This is a genomic window from Amycolatopsis sp. VS8301801F10, from assembly GCF_046195355.1.
In the GTDB taxonomy this organism is placed as follows: Bacteria; Actinomycetota; Actinomycetes; order Mycobacteriales; family Pseudonocardiaceae; genus Amycolatopsis.
Window position 1 is genome coordinate 4,089,933 of sequence record NZ_CP176065.1, and the last position, 14,280, is coordinate 4,104,212.

The following is a 14,280-nucleotide window of genomic DNA, read 5'->3' on the forward strand; positions in this document are numbered from 1 at the left end:
TCACATGGGGATCGAGGCGTGCTCAGGCGAACCCGGCACCGGTTCGCCGAAAAGCAACGATCGTGCGCGCGCTCGGAAACCGTCGTGCAGGCCAGTGACGCTCACGAGGAACTGGACAACGTCGGCGGCCTGCTTCGCGGCCAAGTCTTCGTGCAGCGAACCGAGATCGGCTGGTTCAACACGCTGACCCAGCGCGGTAACCGTGGTCAGTACTTCGAGCAGCCGGAGCGCCGATAGGACCCGATCAGGCCGACGCATGACCCTCGTGATCAGCTCGCGAAGCTTAGGGTAGTACGTCGGAAGCGGGTCGACATGAACCTCGGTGGGCAACGCGCCGCTTTCGCGGAGGCTCGAGAGCAACCCGGCGAGCTGTTCCTTCTCCCGGAGCCCGACGACCCCGCCGAACAGGTACTCCTGCAGCCCGCGGTCGGGATCGGACACGTGCGACGGCTCTCCACTTCTGTCGATCATGCCGCCGGGACGGCGTACGACGGTCCAGCGGCGGGGTCTCTGGATCGCAACTGCCAGCGCGCTCGTCGAGGATCGCCTCTCGGGTCAGTGGTGTCGTGGTTGTTCTGGGCGCTGGTCGCCTGGAGCCGGCGGACTTTCGGTGCGGTTGTCGCGGATGGGTCGTTTCGCGGAAAACAGCGCCCGGGACGGGAATGCTCCGATGAGCATGCCGGTCAGGCACGCGAGGCCGCCGACGGTGAACAGGAGGCCGGTGGTGGCGCCGGCTTGCTGGAATGCGCCGACGAGGGCGGTGCCGAGGACGATGCCGCTGTAGGCCAGGCTTCGGCAGGTGGCCGAGACGCGGCCGAGCAGGTCCGCAGGGACGGCCTGTTGCCGGTAGGTGCGCCAGTAGACGTTGTAGCTGATGGTGGAGGCGCACAGGACGCAGTACAGGACAGCGGCCAGCGGCGGGTTGGTGGTCAGTCCGATGCCCGCGGCGGCCAGTGCGCTGGCGACGCACGACCAGATCATCGCGGTGCGGGCGGTGAGCCGTCGTGCCAGGTGGGGCAGCGCGAGCGAGGTGGCGATGGCGCTGAGGCCCGCGGCGATGACCACGGCGGAGGTCAGCACGCCGGAGACTCCGAAGTCGCGGACGAACCGGGTCAGGAACAGCGGTTGCTCGGCTCCGAGAGTGATGTTGGCGAGCAAGCTGAGTCCGATGCCGATGGCCAGGGCGCGGTTGCGCAGCACCGCGCGGAGGCCGTCGCGGATCATCGCGAACACGGGCTCGCTGGGGGCGCGACGGCGGCGCGCGGCGGTGTCGCGCGTGTGGGAGATCGCGGCGGCGAGCAGGAACGAGCCCGCGTTGGCGCTGAGCACCCAGAGCAGGTTGGAGATCAAGGTGACCAGCCCGGCGCAGGCGGGCCCGAAGATGAGAGCGGCCGTGCGCGCGGATTCGACCAGGGAGTAGCCGCGGCCGGCCTGGCCTTCGCGCGCCACGGTGCGGGGGATGCCGGCATCGACCGCAGCGGCCGAGAGCGCGGCGAACACTCCGAGGATCGCTGCTCCGGCCAACGCGACCGCGTAGCCGTCTGCGCCCGCTGCCACCGCGCCGACGCCGAGGGACAGGATCGCGGCGGACGCGAGGTACGAGGTGGTCAGGATGCCGCGAGGCGGATAGCGGTCGACGAGGTAGCCGACCACGAATCCGGCCGCGACGGTCGATGCGGTCAGGACGCCGAACAGGAACGTGACCGACGCGCCTGGGTAGCCGGATGCGAGCAGCACCAAGGGCAGGGCGAGCGCGTAGAACTCGTCGCCCACGGTGTTGATCGCGTATGCGCCGAACAGCCGCCAGAAGCTGCTGCCCATGCCGGTGCGCGGTGGTTTCCCCGGGTCCCGGAGCGGGGGTCCGGGACGCGGGCGGCGGCGATCGTTCACAGGCTGAAGTAGTCGACCTTCAGGCGGGGGATGTAGTTGGAGATGTCGGAGTAGTACTGCGCGATGCCGTAGTAGTACTGGTCGAACGAGTGTTTCAGGTCGTGCAGGTTGTTCACCGCGCGGTGCGCCTGGGCGGCGGGAACGTAGTCGCGTCCTTCCAGGGCTTCCTCGAGCAAGCCGGTGTGGTTGGCGTTGACGTCCTCGGCTACGTGCGACACCAACGGTTCCAGGCAGTCTTCGGGATAGCCGTAGGCCACGGCCAGCCGTTGCAGGTCGTTCGCGCCGTCCAGGGTCTCGGAGTCCCGTGCTTCGAACAGTTTGGTGCAGGCGAGGTAGCCCAGGGTGTCGCCGCGGGCGATCTCGCACAGGTTGTTGATCAGCGACCAGGTCCCGATGACGGGATGGGCGTTCTCGACCTCGTCCCGCGACAGGCCCATGCGCAGCAGGCTGTCGCGCGCCATCCACGCGTGGTTGTATTCCTCCGACAGGTACTCCGACAGCTGGTGTTCCCATGCCGGGTCCGTGCAGTGCGCGATCGCGGTGGAGATGTGGCGGCTGGCGGATTTGATGTAGTGGTAGGTCTCCAGAATCAACCCGAGGAAGACCTCTCTGCGGTAACGCTGGTTCTCCAGGCTCGACCAGAACCGGTGGAAGCCGATCTGCTCGCTCCACATCCCGGTGGAGCGGTCGATCTGGTCGAGGAAGACCGGAACCGGAATCTTGTCGAGCGACTCGTCTTCGACACGAATCAGCTCTTGCTCGGCGAACCCGTTGACAATCCCGATCGCATCCTCGGGCGAAATGCCGGTGATTTCGGAGATTTCCTTGATCGTGTGGCGGCCGTCGAGATAGCGCTTGAAGTTGAGGAAGGTGTCGAAGTCGGCGCCTTTCTGCTCGATCTCGAAGTGCCGCTCCCCGACGATCATGATGACGGGGCCTTCCTCCGGCTGGAAGAAAGTGCAGTGCCGCAGCCTGGGTTTGAAGTCGAGGTCCTGTGTGGACGTCACGGTGAGCCTCCGGAAAGTGCGAGACGGCAGGGCTGCGGTGCGAGCGCGGTATGCCCGCACCGCAGCGGCGATGACCGGTCGTCAGCGGCCGGTCACGAGTGACCGCGAGGGTCAGCCACAACGGGTGGAACCGGCGATCTTCGACAGCTGCGGCTTGGCGACCGGCTTGATGATGACCTTCACGTGGTTCACCTCCCCCCATTCCCTCAATGCGACCGCCCGCGATTCCGGGCGAGACCAGTGCGGGATGTTCCCCAAGACCCCAGTGATCAAAATGTGAGCTGACAGCTCGATTTTCGCCAGTATGCCGCTCTGTGCACCGCCCCCGCAACCCGCACGGCAAATAAATGACCGTACCTACGTTTGGGGCATGTCGCGATTCCAGTAAGGCTGTGCCGTATCAAATTTTCTGCGGTATTCGCAGGTGGCGAATCCGCATGTGGGAGCAACCGGGCGGCGAATTGCCCGGTTGCTCCCACGCGGCTGTTCCCGGATTGCGCGGACGCGCCTTTTGCCTAGGAGGCGATCCCGAGGTCGTAGAGCAGCTGGTAGCGGACGGGGTCGCCGGGGAGGAACCAGTGCAGTCCTTCGAGGGCGAACACCGCCAGCAGGTTGGCGAGCACGATCGCGCCGAAGATCCACAGCACGGTCGTGGACAGGGCGGTGCTGCGGCTGTCCAACGGTTCGAGTTCGCGCGCGAGCGCGAGACTGCCGCCGGCGGCCAGGATCGCGACGGTGAAGGTGATGAAGGCCCAGGTGTAGGGGTGCAGGCCCCAGACAGTGCTGCCGTATCCGGCGTCCGGCGGCTTGATGTGCAGCATGATGTGGCGGGCCGAGACCGCGGCTCCGCACACGCTGGCCACGACGCTCATCCCGTACCCGGCGGCGAATTCCCGGGTGGAGACGGCCTGGGTGCGCGATCGCGCGATGACGAACACGGGTCCGAGCGCGGCCAGCATCATGAACATCCGTTGCAGGATGCACAGCGGGCACGGGTATTCGCCGCGTCCGAATTGGACGAGGAAGCCGCCGAGCAGGACCGCGCAGATGCCCAGGACGTAGATGTGCAGCAGGACGAAGCCGAGACGGTTTGCCGGGCGAGTGGGCGCGGCCGCGGTGGCTGTCGCAGTCATGGCGAGGCTCCCTCGGGTCAGAAGTTGAGGTTGAGCGGCGAGGTCGCGTGATGCCAGAACAGCAGCAGACAGGCCACGACGGCGACAGCCCACAGTCCGATCAGTTTCGGCCGCGACCATTTTCTCGTCGCGGCGAGGAATAACCCGAAAATCCCGACCATGATGATGGTGTCCATGTGAGACGCTCCGTTGCGTTGCGGCGAACAAAGGATGCAGGCGGACGAGCCGGGGCCGCGTTCACGAGTAGCAGTAGGAATCGGAGGACGAGTCGCCGCCCTCCAGCCGGATCTGGTGGGGCCGTTCTCCTTCGAAGGGAACGAAGAAGTTCTCGTCGAGGGTCATGCGGCCGTCCTCGGCGATGTCGGCCTTGGCGATCCATCCGCGCAAGCCGTCGGGATAGAACTGGTCGTCCCACGACGAGTACAGCGAATTGCTGAAGTACAGGCGGCGTCCGTCCCGGCTGAGTTCCACCATCTGCGGCGCGCCGTTGAGAGGGCCGCCGCCGCGGGGGTGCGGGGCGCGCGAGACGATGCCGCCGAGTCTGATCGTGCCGGTCAGCTTCGGCGCGAAGGGATCGGAGACGTCGTACTGGCGCAGGTCTCCGGTGCCCCAGCAGGCGACGTAGAGATAGCGGTCGTCCAGGCTCAGCACCAGGTCCGTGACCAGAGGGGGGACCGCGCCGAACGGCTGCAGCGCCGGAGGCAGGCGGTCCGCGTCAGCCGGTTCGGCGGGGATCTCGATCACTTTGCGGATCGCCCAGTTCCCGTTGTCGCGGTGCCATGCCCAGACCGACGACGAAAGGTCCTTTGTGGACACGACAGCGTTGACGAATCCGTACGTCTTCGACGGATTGTGCGCCGGGCGCAGCTCCAGCACCATCTGGTGCTCGGCTCCGAGGTCGAGCTGCTGCAGGTGCCGTCCCGTCCGCAGGTCCCACAGATGGATGCGGTGGCCGTATTCGTGGGCGAGCAGCCGTTGTGGGTCAAGACCGTTCTCGACCATCTCCGGCGTGCCCCATTCGCTGCTGACCAGGACGTTGTGCCCGAGGTGCCACCAGAAGTCGTAAGCGAGGTACTGCGGGCCCCGGTCGGTCTCCCATTGCCCCTGGACGTCGAACGTCTCGTGGTCGAGCCGGAAGAGGCCGCCGGGGCCGGAGCCGTCGGGCGAACCCAGGGCGCTGACGTAGATTCCGTCGGGACCGCAGTGGAAGGTGTGCGGCCTGCTGTAGCCAGAGCCCGCTGCGACGGCGTCCGGTTCGATCACTTTCGCCAGGCGCGGCCGATGCGGGTCGGGCTTCGTGTCGACCACGTGGATTCGCGACGAGCGCAGGCCGGGCACGAGCAGGTATCGGCGCTCGACGTCATGGTGCGGCGAACCGGGGCACAGGTGCGCGCTGCAGGCGTTCCACCCGAAGTGATGCAGTTCGTCCCCGACGTTCGGCATGTCGAGCCGTCCGGTGAGCTGCCCGTAGGTCGCCGACTCCGGGTCGAGGTCCAGCACGCTCAACGCGTCCGGCCGGTTTCCGCTGGGGTCGAGCGTGACCACGTAGCCATGCCGTTCAGGCGGGCCGGACATGGCGTGGCTCGCCGTGCGGTAGAACGTCGGGTCGGTCCGTGTGCTCATGGGACTTCTCCTCGCGACACCACGGTTCGCGCGACGGCCCCGCCGCCTGCGACTTATCCATAAATAACTGGATTTCGGTAGTAGTGGACGTTAGCAGCGGTCGGCGGGCGCGAGAAGAGCGCCCGAACAGGGTTGCCCGCAAAGGAGTAGCGCCCTGTGCGCGACTGGTGGAAAAGAATCTCCGCGTGGTGTTCTGAGGGGCAATTTCCGCAGTGCAGGACGGAGAATTCTCCGGATTCTGCGCCATCGGGAGAGTGGCGGAGGTGGCCGGGAATCGAACCCGCCAGGCGCAGAGCGCCTTCCGCGGCGTGGCCGCGGAGAGTCCACCAGGACTCCTCACCTCCCTGTGCGATCTCACGAGGTCGCGTGCTGGGTTCGGTCCTCGCTTTCTGTCGATGCGGTGGTCGCCGGTCCGGAGCCGTTGCCGAGCGCGGGCGGAGTCTGCAGCGCGCGCAGCAGTGCGGCGGCGAGCGTGTCGTCGTCGTCTTCGTCGACGGTGCGCAGGTCGATGACGAGACGGCCTTTTTCGGTACGCGCGATAACCGGGGGATCACCGTGGCGCAGCCGGGCCATCGTCGCCGCTTCGCTGTCGCTTCGGGGAGTCAAATGCACGAGCGGGCTCCGGATCGTCTGGCCGGGGAGGCTGCCGCCGCCCGGGGTGCTGGCCCCCTCCCGAACCTCGGCGCCTGGTCCGAGGCGGGCGGCGAGTCGCTGCGCTCGCGGGTGGAGATCGTCCCAGCCCATGCGCAGCGAGCGCCAGACGGGAAGTTCCTGGTCCCGCCTGCCGGACAGGTGCGCAAGGAGGGTGGCTTCGAGCGCGGCGAGGGTGAGCTTGTCGATGCGGACGGCGCGGGCGATCGGATGGCGGGCGAGCCCGGCGACGAGGTCCTCGGCGCCGACGACCATGCCGGCCTGCGGGCCTCCGAAGAGCTTGTCTCCGGAGAAGACGACAAGATCCGCGCCGTCTCGGAGGCTGTCGTCGACGGTGGGTTCCTCGCCCAGCGTTCCGTGCAGCAGGCCGGAGCCGATGTCGTGCAGTAGCGGGATCCGGTGCTGGCGGGCGAGTGCCGCCAGTTCCGGCAGCGAAGGCGAGGCGGTGAATCCCTCGATGCGGTAATTGGACGGATGCACCAGCAGCAGCAGCGCGGTGCGATCGGTGATCGCCTCGGCGTAGTCGCGCAGATGAGTGCGGTTGGTGGTGCCGACTTCGACGAGGGTGACGCCGGCTGCCTCCATGATGGACGGTATCCGGAATTCCCCGCCGATCTCGATGAGTTCCCCGCGGGAGACGACGACTTCCTTCCCGCGGGCGAGTGCGCCGAGGCTCAGCAGCAGCGCCGCCGCGGCGTTGTTGACGATCAGCGCGCCGGGAGCGCCGGTCAGCGTGCGCAGCATCGCGTGGGCGGCTTGGCCGCGTTTGCCGCGCCCGCCGGTCGCGAGATCGAATTCCACAGTGGAGTATCCGGAGGCGGCGAGCACGGCTTCGCGCGCTGCGGAGGAAAGCGGAGACCGGCCGAGGTTGGTGTGCAGCACCACGCCGGTGGCGTTGATGACGGCACGCACTCGGCGCGCGCCGGTGAGGTCGAGGTGCTCGACGACGCGCTGGGCCAGCAGATCGGCGTTGGGTGCCGGTTCCCCGCGGCCGATCGCGGTGCGGCAGGCGTCGAGCACGTGCCGCGCGGCGCCCGCGAGCGGTGCCCTGCCCCACTCGTCCCGATACGGGGCCAGCAGCGGATGAGTGAGCAGCGTGTCCACTTTGGGCAGTGCGCGGCGCGGGTCGGGTGCGGTCATGGCGTGGCCTCCCCGGTTCCGAGGCGTTCGGCGTCGGCGCGCAGCTCCCGGTAGTCCGCTGGGTGAGCCGGGACGTAGCCGCGCGCCTGCAGAAGGTTCAGCAGGCTGGGGGCCGAGATCGACTCGAACGCGGCGGCGATCGCGTTCTGAGCGGCGGCGCCGAGCCCGCGGCGAGCGACCCACGGACTGCCCGGCACCAGGTGGGTGCGGAGCACGTCGAATGCTCCGGCGGGGACGGCGCGGTCGCGTTCGAGCCGGTGCAGGGTCCGCAACGCCAGCCCGCCCGCGCCGGCCGTGCCGTCCAGCACAGCGCGCGCGGTGTTGTAGCCGGTGCCAGTCACGAGCGTTGCCGCCGCGGCGATGCACTGCTGTGGCGGCGGACCGGGGCACGCCGCGCCGGCGTCGCGGAGCATGGCGCGGGGGTACAGGTCGCCGGCCGCCGAGTGCGGGCCGCCCAGAGCGATCCGGGCTCCGGCGCGGACGACGTCGGCGACGCTGCGCACACCGCTGCCGTGCCGGACGACGAGCGCGGAGAGGTACCGCGGGTTTCCGGTCTCGGCGTCGACTTCGGTGACCAGCGGCGCTAGCGAATCCTGAGGATCGGTTCCGGCGTAGGTCAGCGCGTCGAGGCGGGCCACGTCGACCGCGTCGTCGCGCAGCGCCCGCAACGCCGCGGGTTCGTCGACGGGAGCGGAGAAGACCACCTCGACGCCGAGCCGCTGATGCAGATACTGGGCGAGCGGCTGGTAGGTCTCGCGCTGCAGCGCGGGCAGGATGCTGGGGCTCAGCCCGATCCGCAGCGGGTCGGGCACGCCTGCGGGACCCGGAGCGCGGGCGGTGCCGCACCCGGAGGACGTCAGCAAGGCCGCGGCCAGCAGCGCGGAACCGAGCAGTCGGGACGAACGGAGGCCGGTCATCGTGTCGCGGCACCGCCGCGGATGCGCACCCGGCCGGGCTGTCCCTCGACGACTTTGCCGATCACCGGAGCGTCGATCCCGCGCGCGGCTAGCGCCGCGATCAGCTTGGCCGGGTCGTCGGGGACGGCCAGCAGCAGGCCGCCGGAGGTCTGCGCGTCGTGCAGGAGCACCGCGAGGTCGTGGGGCACGTCGCTGTCGACGTCGACCGTCGGGGCGAGGTAGGCCGTGTTCGCCCGGGTGCCGCCGGGAACGAACCGGGCGGCCAGTTCGAGCGCGCCCGGCAGCAGCGGCACGCTCGCTGCGTCGAGTTCGGCGGCGGCGCCGCTCGCGCGCAACATCCGGTGCAGGTGCCCGGCCAGTCCGAAGCCGGTGATGTCGGTGGCGGCGCGGACCCCGGCCGCGAGGGCGACTTCGCTGGCCGCGGCGTTGAGCGTGGTCATCGAGTCCACGGCCGCGCGCACGACCGCGTCGTCGGCTGCGGCGTTCTTCAGCGCCGTGGTGATCACCCCGGTGCCGAGCGGCTTGGTCAGCACCAGATGGTCGCCGGGGCGCAGGCGGTCGATCGCCAGCAGCCGTTCGGGGTGGGCGATGCCCAGCACTGCCATGCCGTACTTGGGCACCGCGTCGTCGATGGTATGCCCGCCGACGACTTGGCATTGCGCGGTCGCGGCGAGATCGGCGCCGCCGCGGAGCACGTCGTTCAACAGCGTCATCGGGAGTACCTCGCCGGGCCACGCGGTGAGGTTGACCGCGATCAGCGGGCGCCCGCCCATGGCGTAGACGTCCGACAGCGCGTTGGCCGCCGCCACGCGGCCCCAGTCGTAGGGGTCGTCCACGATCGGCGTGAAGAAGTCGGTGGTCAGCACCAGCGCCCGCTCCGCGTCCAGCCGCAGGACCGCCGCGTCGTCGCCGTCGAGCGCCCCGACGAGCAGATCGTCCGATGCCGGTGCCAGGCCCTCGCGGAACGACGAGAACAGGTCGTCGAGCTTCTCCAGGGGCAGTTTGCACGCACACCCGGCCCCCGTGGACAGCTCGGTCAGTCTCACGCGTTCGGACGCAGCCACCATACTATTCTCCAAAGTTTTATGGAGGATTAGATATAGGGAACGTAGCAGGGGTTCGGGTCGAAGGGAAGACGACCGGCCGGGTCACGCGGTCCGGGCGGCGTGCCGCCCGGCGAGGAGGTGCCAGATCGCGACGAGGGCGACCGGGACGGCGGAGATGCGCGCCAGCCATGGATAGCCCCAGAATTCGACGACGCTGCCGGCGAGCAGGCCGCCGGCCGCCGCGGCCGCCTGCATGAGCAGGTCGGAAAAGCCCTGCGCCCGGGGACGCAGTTCCTCTTCGACCGACGCGGTCAGCAGGCTCGAACCCGCGACGAAGCCCGCCGACCAGCCCAGGCCCAGCAACAGCAGGCCGGCCATCACCAGGCCGGTGTCGTGCCCGCTCGTGCTCTGCAGCACCGCGGCGGAGGCGAGCAGGAGCAGCAGCCCGAGGGCGAGCACCCGGCGGCCGCCGAACCGGTCGGACAGCCAGCCGAACAGCGGGGCCAGCAGGAACATCCCCGCCAGGTGGACGCTGATCGCGAACCCGACGACGCGCAGGGTGCTGCCGCCGTGGTGCAGATGCAGCGACGCCATGTTCATCACCGACACCATGACCGCGTGCACGACGGCGATCGCGACCAGGCTCCGCCGGGCGGCGGGGTTGCCCGCCAGTGCGCGAGCGGTCCGCAGGACGCCCTGCCCCCGGGGGCCGTGCGTTTCCCCGCGCAGGGAACGGGCCAGCAGCAAGGGATCGGGCCGCAGCCACACGAACGTCGCGGCCGCGGTCAGCACCAGTCCCGCCCCGATCACCAGGAACGGGCCGGTGAACTGCGGGAGGCCCAGCACCGCCGAAGCCGAGTCCGACGGCCCGGCCAGGGACGGGCCCACCACGCCCCCGATCGTGGAGGCCCACACCACGGTCCCGATCGCCCGCCCGCGCCGTTCCGGCTCGACCAGGTCCGTCGCGGCGAACCTCGCCTGCAGCCCGGCCGCCACCGCGGTGCCCGTCAGCAGCGACCCGGCGAACAGGAGCGGATAGCTGGCGGCGACCCCGCCCAGCACCACGGCCGCGGCCCCGACGGCGCCGACGAGATACCCCGCGGCCACCCCGAGCCTCCGGCCCCTGCGGGCGGTGAACTCGGCGAGCGGGACCGAGGCCAGCATGCCTCCGGCGACGGTGGCCGCCTGGGCGAGCCCGGCCAGCCCGGCCGACCCGGTGATCTGCTGCGCGAGGAGCGCCGCGACTGGCGAGGCCATCGCCATCACGACGGCGAAGACCATCTGCGCCCCGATCAGGACCCGGATGGTCCGGCGCTGCACGGCACGGACATCGACCACTGTGACCACCACGGCTCCTCGAGGTTCGGCGGGTTCCGGCGGGAGCGGAATCCCGCGACGGGTCCCGCACGAGATAAACCATAATTCCATGAATCACCGCAACAGCCTGGTGAACATCCCCCAGATCGAGTCCCGGAGCGTCCGGGCGGGCACGCACGCTGCTCCCTGCGGCCAGCTTTCGGCCCGTGCCCCCGATTCTCTCGCAATATTCCAGACATCTCTGGATTGTTGCGGGATTGTCGGTTTGACTGGACGGATGGATGATCGACCAGCTGCGGCCGCGGCGGCCCCGCACCGACTCGCGCGAGGACCGGCCGACCGGCTCGCGGACTACGCGCGGATGCTGCGCCGGGCCGGGGCGATCAGGGACGACGCAGTCGAGCGCGCGTTCGCAACCGTTCCCCGCCACCTCTTCCTGGCCCGGTTCCGGCACCAGCAGTGGCACGAGATGCCGTCCGAGGGGCCGGTTCCGGAGGAAATTCTCGACGTGGTCTACGGAGACAACCCGTTGGCGTTCAAGATCGACGAGGACAGCGGGCAGCTGGTCAGCGCGACCACGCGGCCGTCCCTGCTGGCGCGGATCCTCGGCGCGCTGGAGTTGTCGCCGGGAACGCGAGTGCTGGAGATCGGTGCCGGGATCGGCTACAACGCCGCCCTGATCCAGGCCGTCACCGGAGCCGAGGTGGTCTCGCTCGACGTGCAGCCGGACGTGATCGCCGATGCCGAGGAGGCGCTGCGGCGGTGCGGCGTCGACGGTGTCGTGACAGTAGTGGGCGACGGCTACGACGGGCATCCCGCGCGCGGCCCCTACGACCGCATCCTTGCCAGCTGCGGCATCCGCGGCGTTCCTCCGTCCTGGGGCGAGCAACTCGCCCCAGGCGGGTTCGTCCTGGCTCCTTTCGCGCACGGCGGCGCGCACCCGCTCGTGCGATTCCGTCGTGAACGCGGACGATTGCGCGCGACGGGCGTCGGGCCCTGGACCGACTTCATGCTCGCGGGCGGGGCGCTGTACCAGCCGTTCCCCGGAGCGCACCCGGCCCGCTTCGCCCAGGGCCCGTTCCCCGAGCCGATCGTGAGCAAGCAGGTCCTGCCGCGGATGACCGGTGACGACTACGGCGACTTGTGGTTCTTCCTCGCCGCGCGCAGCACCCGGATGACACAGGCACATTTCGCCGGGCTCGATCCCGCCGACGGAACGGCTGCGCTCTTGGCCGAGGACGCCGCCGGGGCGGCGGTCGTCCAACGCGGCGGCGCGGTGCACGCGACCGGCCCCGACGCCGCCGCGCTGGCCGACGACCTGGCGGATCTGTGCTCCGCCTGGTCTGCTTGCGGCCGTCCCGCTATCGGCGACTGGTCCGCGCCGATGGCCCGCCATCCGCTCCCAGGCGGTCCGCTGCTGGTGCCGGACGGCTGGTCGGTACCAGCGTCGCGCGCGGGACGGCGGGCCGCCTCGTGACGACGCTGCTGTACCAGACCGAGCCGTATCTGGCGGAGTTCACCGCCCGCGTGCTGGAGCGCACCGACGGCGGCGTCCACCTCGACCGCATGGCCTTCTTTCCCGGTGCCGGGGGGCAGCCCGCCGACACCGGCGCGGTGACCGGACAGGCCGGAACCGCCGAGGTGACCGGCTTCCGGCGCGACGACGACGGGATAGCCGTCTTGCTCGACGGGCCGCAGCCCGGCGAGGGCGAACAGGTGCGCTGCGTTCTCGACTGGGACCGCCGCTACGCGCTGATGCGCACGCACACCAGCCTGCATCTGCTCGCGGGCGTGGTGGGACGCGACTACGGCGGCGTCATCCTCAGCCGCAGCATGCAGCCGCTGCGCGGACGAGTCGACTTCGAACTGGCCGCCGCCGACGAGACCGTCTCAGGCGAGTCCTTCGGCGACCGTCTCGAAGAGGCTCTGCGCCGCGAGATCGCCGCGGCCCGGCCGGTGAGCGTGTCCTTTCTGCCACCGGAGGAATTCCTCAGCCGACCCGACTTGATCCGCACGAAAACCAACCGTGTCCCCGCCGGACTCGACAGAATCCGTGTCGTGGAGATCGCTGGCCTGGACCGGCAAGCCGACGGCGGCACTCACGTCGCCAGCACTCGCGAGGTCGCCGCGCTGCGCGTCACCGCCAATCAGTCCCGCGGCACAGGCAAACGGCGACTGCGCATCGAACTCGACCGGGTCGCGCCGCCCCGCCCGCGCGCCGACGCGCTCGCCCCGTGACGCTGCACGCAAAATCGATTACTTACCGTCCAACTGGCTCTGGACATGCCGGGTCGGAACTCGCTACCGTGGCCTTTGTCCAAATAACCATGGAGTATTGAAGCGTTGAGGGCTGGGGCGGGTCGGACGCTCTCCGGGGGCGCCACGCGGCAGGCCGTTGCGGTCCGAGGGCGTGATGGGGAGGAAGCCTGATGTCTTTTGACCATGCGACCGCTGTTGCCTCCGTGGTCGAGCAAACCGTTGCCCCGCAAGCGGACCGGGTCGACCGGTCCGGCGAATTCCCCCGCGACGGCGTGAACGCCCTCGGGAAGGCCGGACTGCTCGGGCTGATCAGCGCGAGCGACGTCGGCGGGGCCGGAGGTTCCCTCGCGGACGCCGCGCACGTGATCGAGAAACTGGCGGGCGCGTGCGGGTCGACGGCGATGGTCACCTTGATGCACTACGCCGCCACCGCGCTGATCGAAGCCCACGGCGACCGCGACACCCGCCGGGCCATCGGCGAAGGACGCCACCTGAGCACGCTCGCGTTCTCCGAAACGGGTTCCCGCAGCCATTTCTGGGCCCCGCAAGGGTCGGCGACCGCGAACGGCGGCGACCGGGTCGTTCTCGACGCGCAGAAGAGCTGGGTGACCGCGGCCGGGGAGGCGGACAGCTACGTGTGGTCGAGCCGCCCGGTGGCGGCCGAGGGACCGATGACGCTGTGGCTGGTCTCCAGCGACGCCAAGGGACTGACGGTGCGGGGGAAGTTCGACGGGCTGGGCTTGCGCGGCAACGCCTCCAACCCTGTCGCCGGCCAGGCGGTGGAGGTGCCTTCCTCGGCGATGCTCGGCAGCGACGGCGCGGGCCTGGACCTCGCGCTGCAGTCGGCTCTTCCGCATTTCCTGGTCTTGAACGCGGCCTTCTCCCTGGGCCTGATGCAGTCGCTGATCGCGAAGGCGTCGGCTCACCTGACCGGAACCCGCCTCGCCCACCTCGACCAGACGTTGGCCGAGCAGCCGCAGCACCGCGAACGGTTCGCGCGGTTGCTGACCCGGACCGACGAGGTCCGCGCCTTCCTGCGCGACACGCTCGCCGCGCTGGCCGAAGGACGCGACGACGCGACATTGCGGGTGCTGCAGGTGAAAGCCGTCGCCGCGGAGGGCGCCTCGGAGGTCGCCGACGGCGTGATGCGGCTGTGCGGCGGCTCCGCGTTCCGCAAGGAACTGGGCGTCGAACGGCAATTCCGCGACTCGCTGGCGGCCAGGGTGATGGCGCCGACCACGGAAGCACTGCGCGATTTCGTCGGCCGGGCCAGCCTCGGCCTGCCGCTGTTCTGACT

Annotated in this window: 13 protein-coding genes and 1 tRNA gene; 3 read left to right on the forward strand and 11 right to left on the reverse strand. The window is 69.9% G+C overall.

Annotation, left to right across the window (positions count from 1 at the left end):
* From F9C11_RS19260 to F9C11_RS19310, 11 genes are all read right to left on the reverse strand, one after another.
* Positions 1-441, reverse strand: coding sequence for a hypothetical protein (locus F9C11_RS19260; RefSeq protein ID WP_409186251.1), 441 nt, complete (start codon positions 439-441; stop codon positions 1-3).
* Positions 442-555: 114 nt separating this feature from the next.
* Positions 556-1,821: an MFS transporter gene (locus F9C11_RS19265; protein WP_409186252.1), complete on the reverse strand. Its 1,266-nt coding sequence runs from the start codon at positions 1,819-1,821 to the stop codon at positions 556-558.
* Positions 1,822-1,886: 65 nt separating this feature from the next.
* A complete protein-coding gene (locus tag F9C11_RS19270) occupies positions 1,887-2,897 on the reverse strand; it encodes an iron-containing redox enzyme family protein (protein WP_409186253.1) in 1,011 nt (336 codons plus the stop codon).
* Between the two features lie 515 nt (positions 2,898-3,412).
* Complete coding sequence (locus F9C11_RS19275; RefSeq protein ID WP_409186254.1) at positions 3,413-4,030, reverse strand: disulfide bond formation protein B; 618 nt, start codon at positions 4,028-4,030, stop codon at positions 3,413-3,415.
* A 17-nt stretch (positions 4,031-4,047) separates the two neighbouring features.
* On the reverse strand, positions 4,048-4,206 hold the full coding sequence (locus F9C11_RS19280) for a DUF5993 family protein (protein ID WP_409186255.1): 159 nt from the start codon (positions 4,204-4,206) through the stop codon (positions 4,048-4,050).
* 61 nt (positions 4,207-4,267) lie between these two features.
* The gene (locus tag F9C11_RS19285; protein ID WP_409186256.1) at positions 4,268-5,653 is read right to left on the reverse strand and encodes a selenium-binding protein SBP56-related protein; all 1,386 of its coding nucleotides are present in this window, start codon (positions 5,651-5,653) and stop codon (positions 4,268-4,270) included.
* 255 nt (positions 5,654-5,908) lie between these two features.
* Positions 5,909-5,997: transfer RNA gene (locus tag F9C11_RS19290), tRNA-Val, on the reverse strand.
* 10 nt (positions 5,998-6,007) lie between these two features.
* Positions 6,008-7,444 (reverse strand): L-seryl-tRNA(Sec) selenium transferase, encoded by a 1,437-nt coding sequence (gene selA / locus F9C11_RS19295; protein ID WP_409186257.1) that lies wholly within the window; start codon positions 7,442-7,444, stop codon positions 6,008-6,010.
* Positions 7,441-8,361, reverse strand: a complete 921-nt coding sequence (locus tag F9C11_RS19300) for a phosphate/phosphite/phosphonate ABC transporter substrate-binding protein (protein WP_409186258.1) — start codon at positions 8,359-8,361, stop codon at positions 7,441-7,443. The genes selA and F9C11_RS19300 overlap by 4 nt, the downstream gene beginning before the upstream one ends.
* Complete coding sequence (gene selD, locus F9C11_RS19305) at positions 8,358-9,428, reverse strand: selenide, water dikinase SelD (protein WP_409186259.1); 1,071 nt, start codon at positions 9,426-9,428, stop codon at positions 8,358-8,360. The genes F9C11_RS19300 and selD overlap by 4 nt, the downstream gene beginning before the upstream one ends.
* A gap of 81 nt (positions 9,429-9,509) precedes the next feature.
* Positions 9,510-10,754 (reverse strand): MFS transporter, encoded by a 1,245-nt coding sequence (locus F9C11_RS19310; protein ID WP_409186260.1) that lies wholly within the window; start codon positions 10,752-10,754, stop codon positions 9,510-9,512.
* Between the two features lie 247 nt (positions 10,755-11,001).
* Here F9C11_RS19310 and F9C11_RS19315 point away from each other — a divergent pair, with 247 nt between their 5' ends.
* The 3 genes from F9C11_RS19315 to F9C11_RS19325 all read left to right on the forward strand — a co-directional run bounded on the left by F9C11_RS19315 (position 11,002) and on the right by F9C11_RS19325 (position 14,278).
* Entirely contained in the window at positions 11,002-12,201 is a 1,200-nt protein-coding gene (locus tag F9C11_RS19315; protein WP_409186261.1) for a methyltransferase domain-containing protein, read from the forward strand.
* Positions 12,198-12,962: an alanyl-tRNA editing protein gene (locus F9C11_RS19320; RefSeq protein WP_409186262.1), complete on the forward strand. Its 765-nt coding sequence runs from the start codon at positions 12,198-12,200 to the stop codon at positions 12,960-12,962. The genes F9C11_RS19315 and F9C11_RS19320 overlap by 4 nt, the downstream gene beginning before the upstream one ends.
* 191 nt (positions 12,963-13,153) lie before the next feature.
* Positions 13,154-14,278 carry an acyl-CoA dehydrogenase family protein gene (locus F9C11_RS19325; protein ID WP_409186263.1) on the forward strand — a complete coding sequence of 375 codons (1,125 nt, stop codon included), beginning with the start codon at positions 13,154-13,156 and terminating at the stop codon, positions 14,276-14,278.
* Positions 14,279-14,280 lie beyond the last annotated feature (2 nt).

What these genes read in the sequence shown, in the direction of transcription:
- F9C11_RS19265 (WP_409186252.1), bottom strand. Translation starts at nt 1,821, where the DNA reads ATGGGCAGCAGCTTCTGGCGGCTGTTCGGCGCATACGCGATCAACACC.
- F9C11_RS19275 (WP_409186254.1), bottom strand. Translation starts at nt 4,030, where the DNA reads ATGACTGCGACAGCCACCGCGGCCGCGCCCACTCGCCCGGCAAACCGT.
- F9C11_RS19280 (WP_409186255.1), bottom strand. Translation starts at nt 4,206, where the DNA reads ATGGACACCATCATCATGGTCGGGATTTTCGGGTTATTCCTCGCCGCG.
- F9C11_RS19285 (WP_409186256.1), bottom strand. Translation starts at nt 5,653, where the DNA reads ATGAGCACACGGACCGACCCGACGTTCTACCGCACGGCGAGCCACGCC.
- selA (WP_409186257.1), bottom strand. Translation starts at nt 7,444, where the DNA reads ATGACCGCACCCGACCCGCGCCGCGCACTGCCCAAAGTGGACACGCTG.
- F9C11_RS19300 (WP_409186258.1), bottom strand. Translation starts at nt 8,361, where the DNA reads ATGACCGGCCTCCGTTCGTCCCGACTGCTCGGTTCCGCGCTGCTGGCC.
- selD (WP_409186259.1), bottom strand. Translation starts at nt 9,428, where the DNA reads ATGGTGGCTGCGTCCGAACGCGTGAGACTGACCGAGCTGTCCACGGGG.
- F9C11_RS19315 (WP_409186261.1), top strand. Translation starts at nt 11,002, where the DNA reads ATGGATGATCGACCAGCTGCGGCCGCGGCGGCCCCGCACCGACTCGCG.
- F9C11_RS19325 (WP_409186263.1), top strand. Translation starts at nt 13,154, where the DNA reads ATGTCTTTTGACCATGCGACCGCTGTTGCCTCCGTGGTCGAGCAAACC.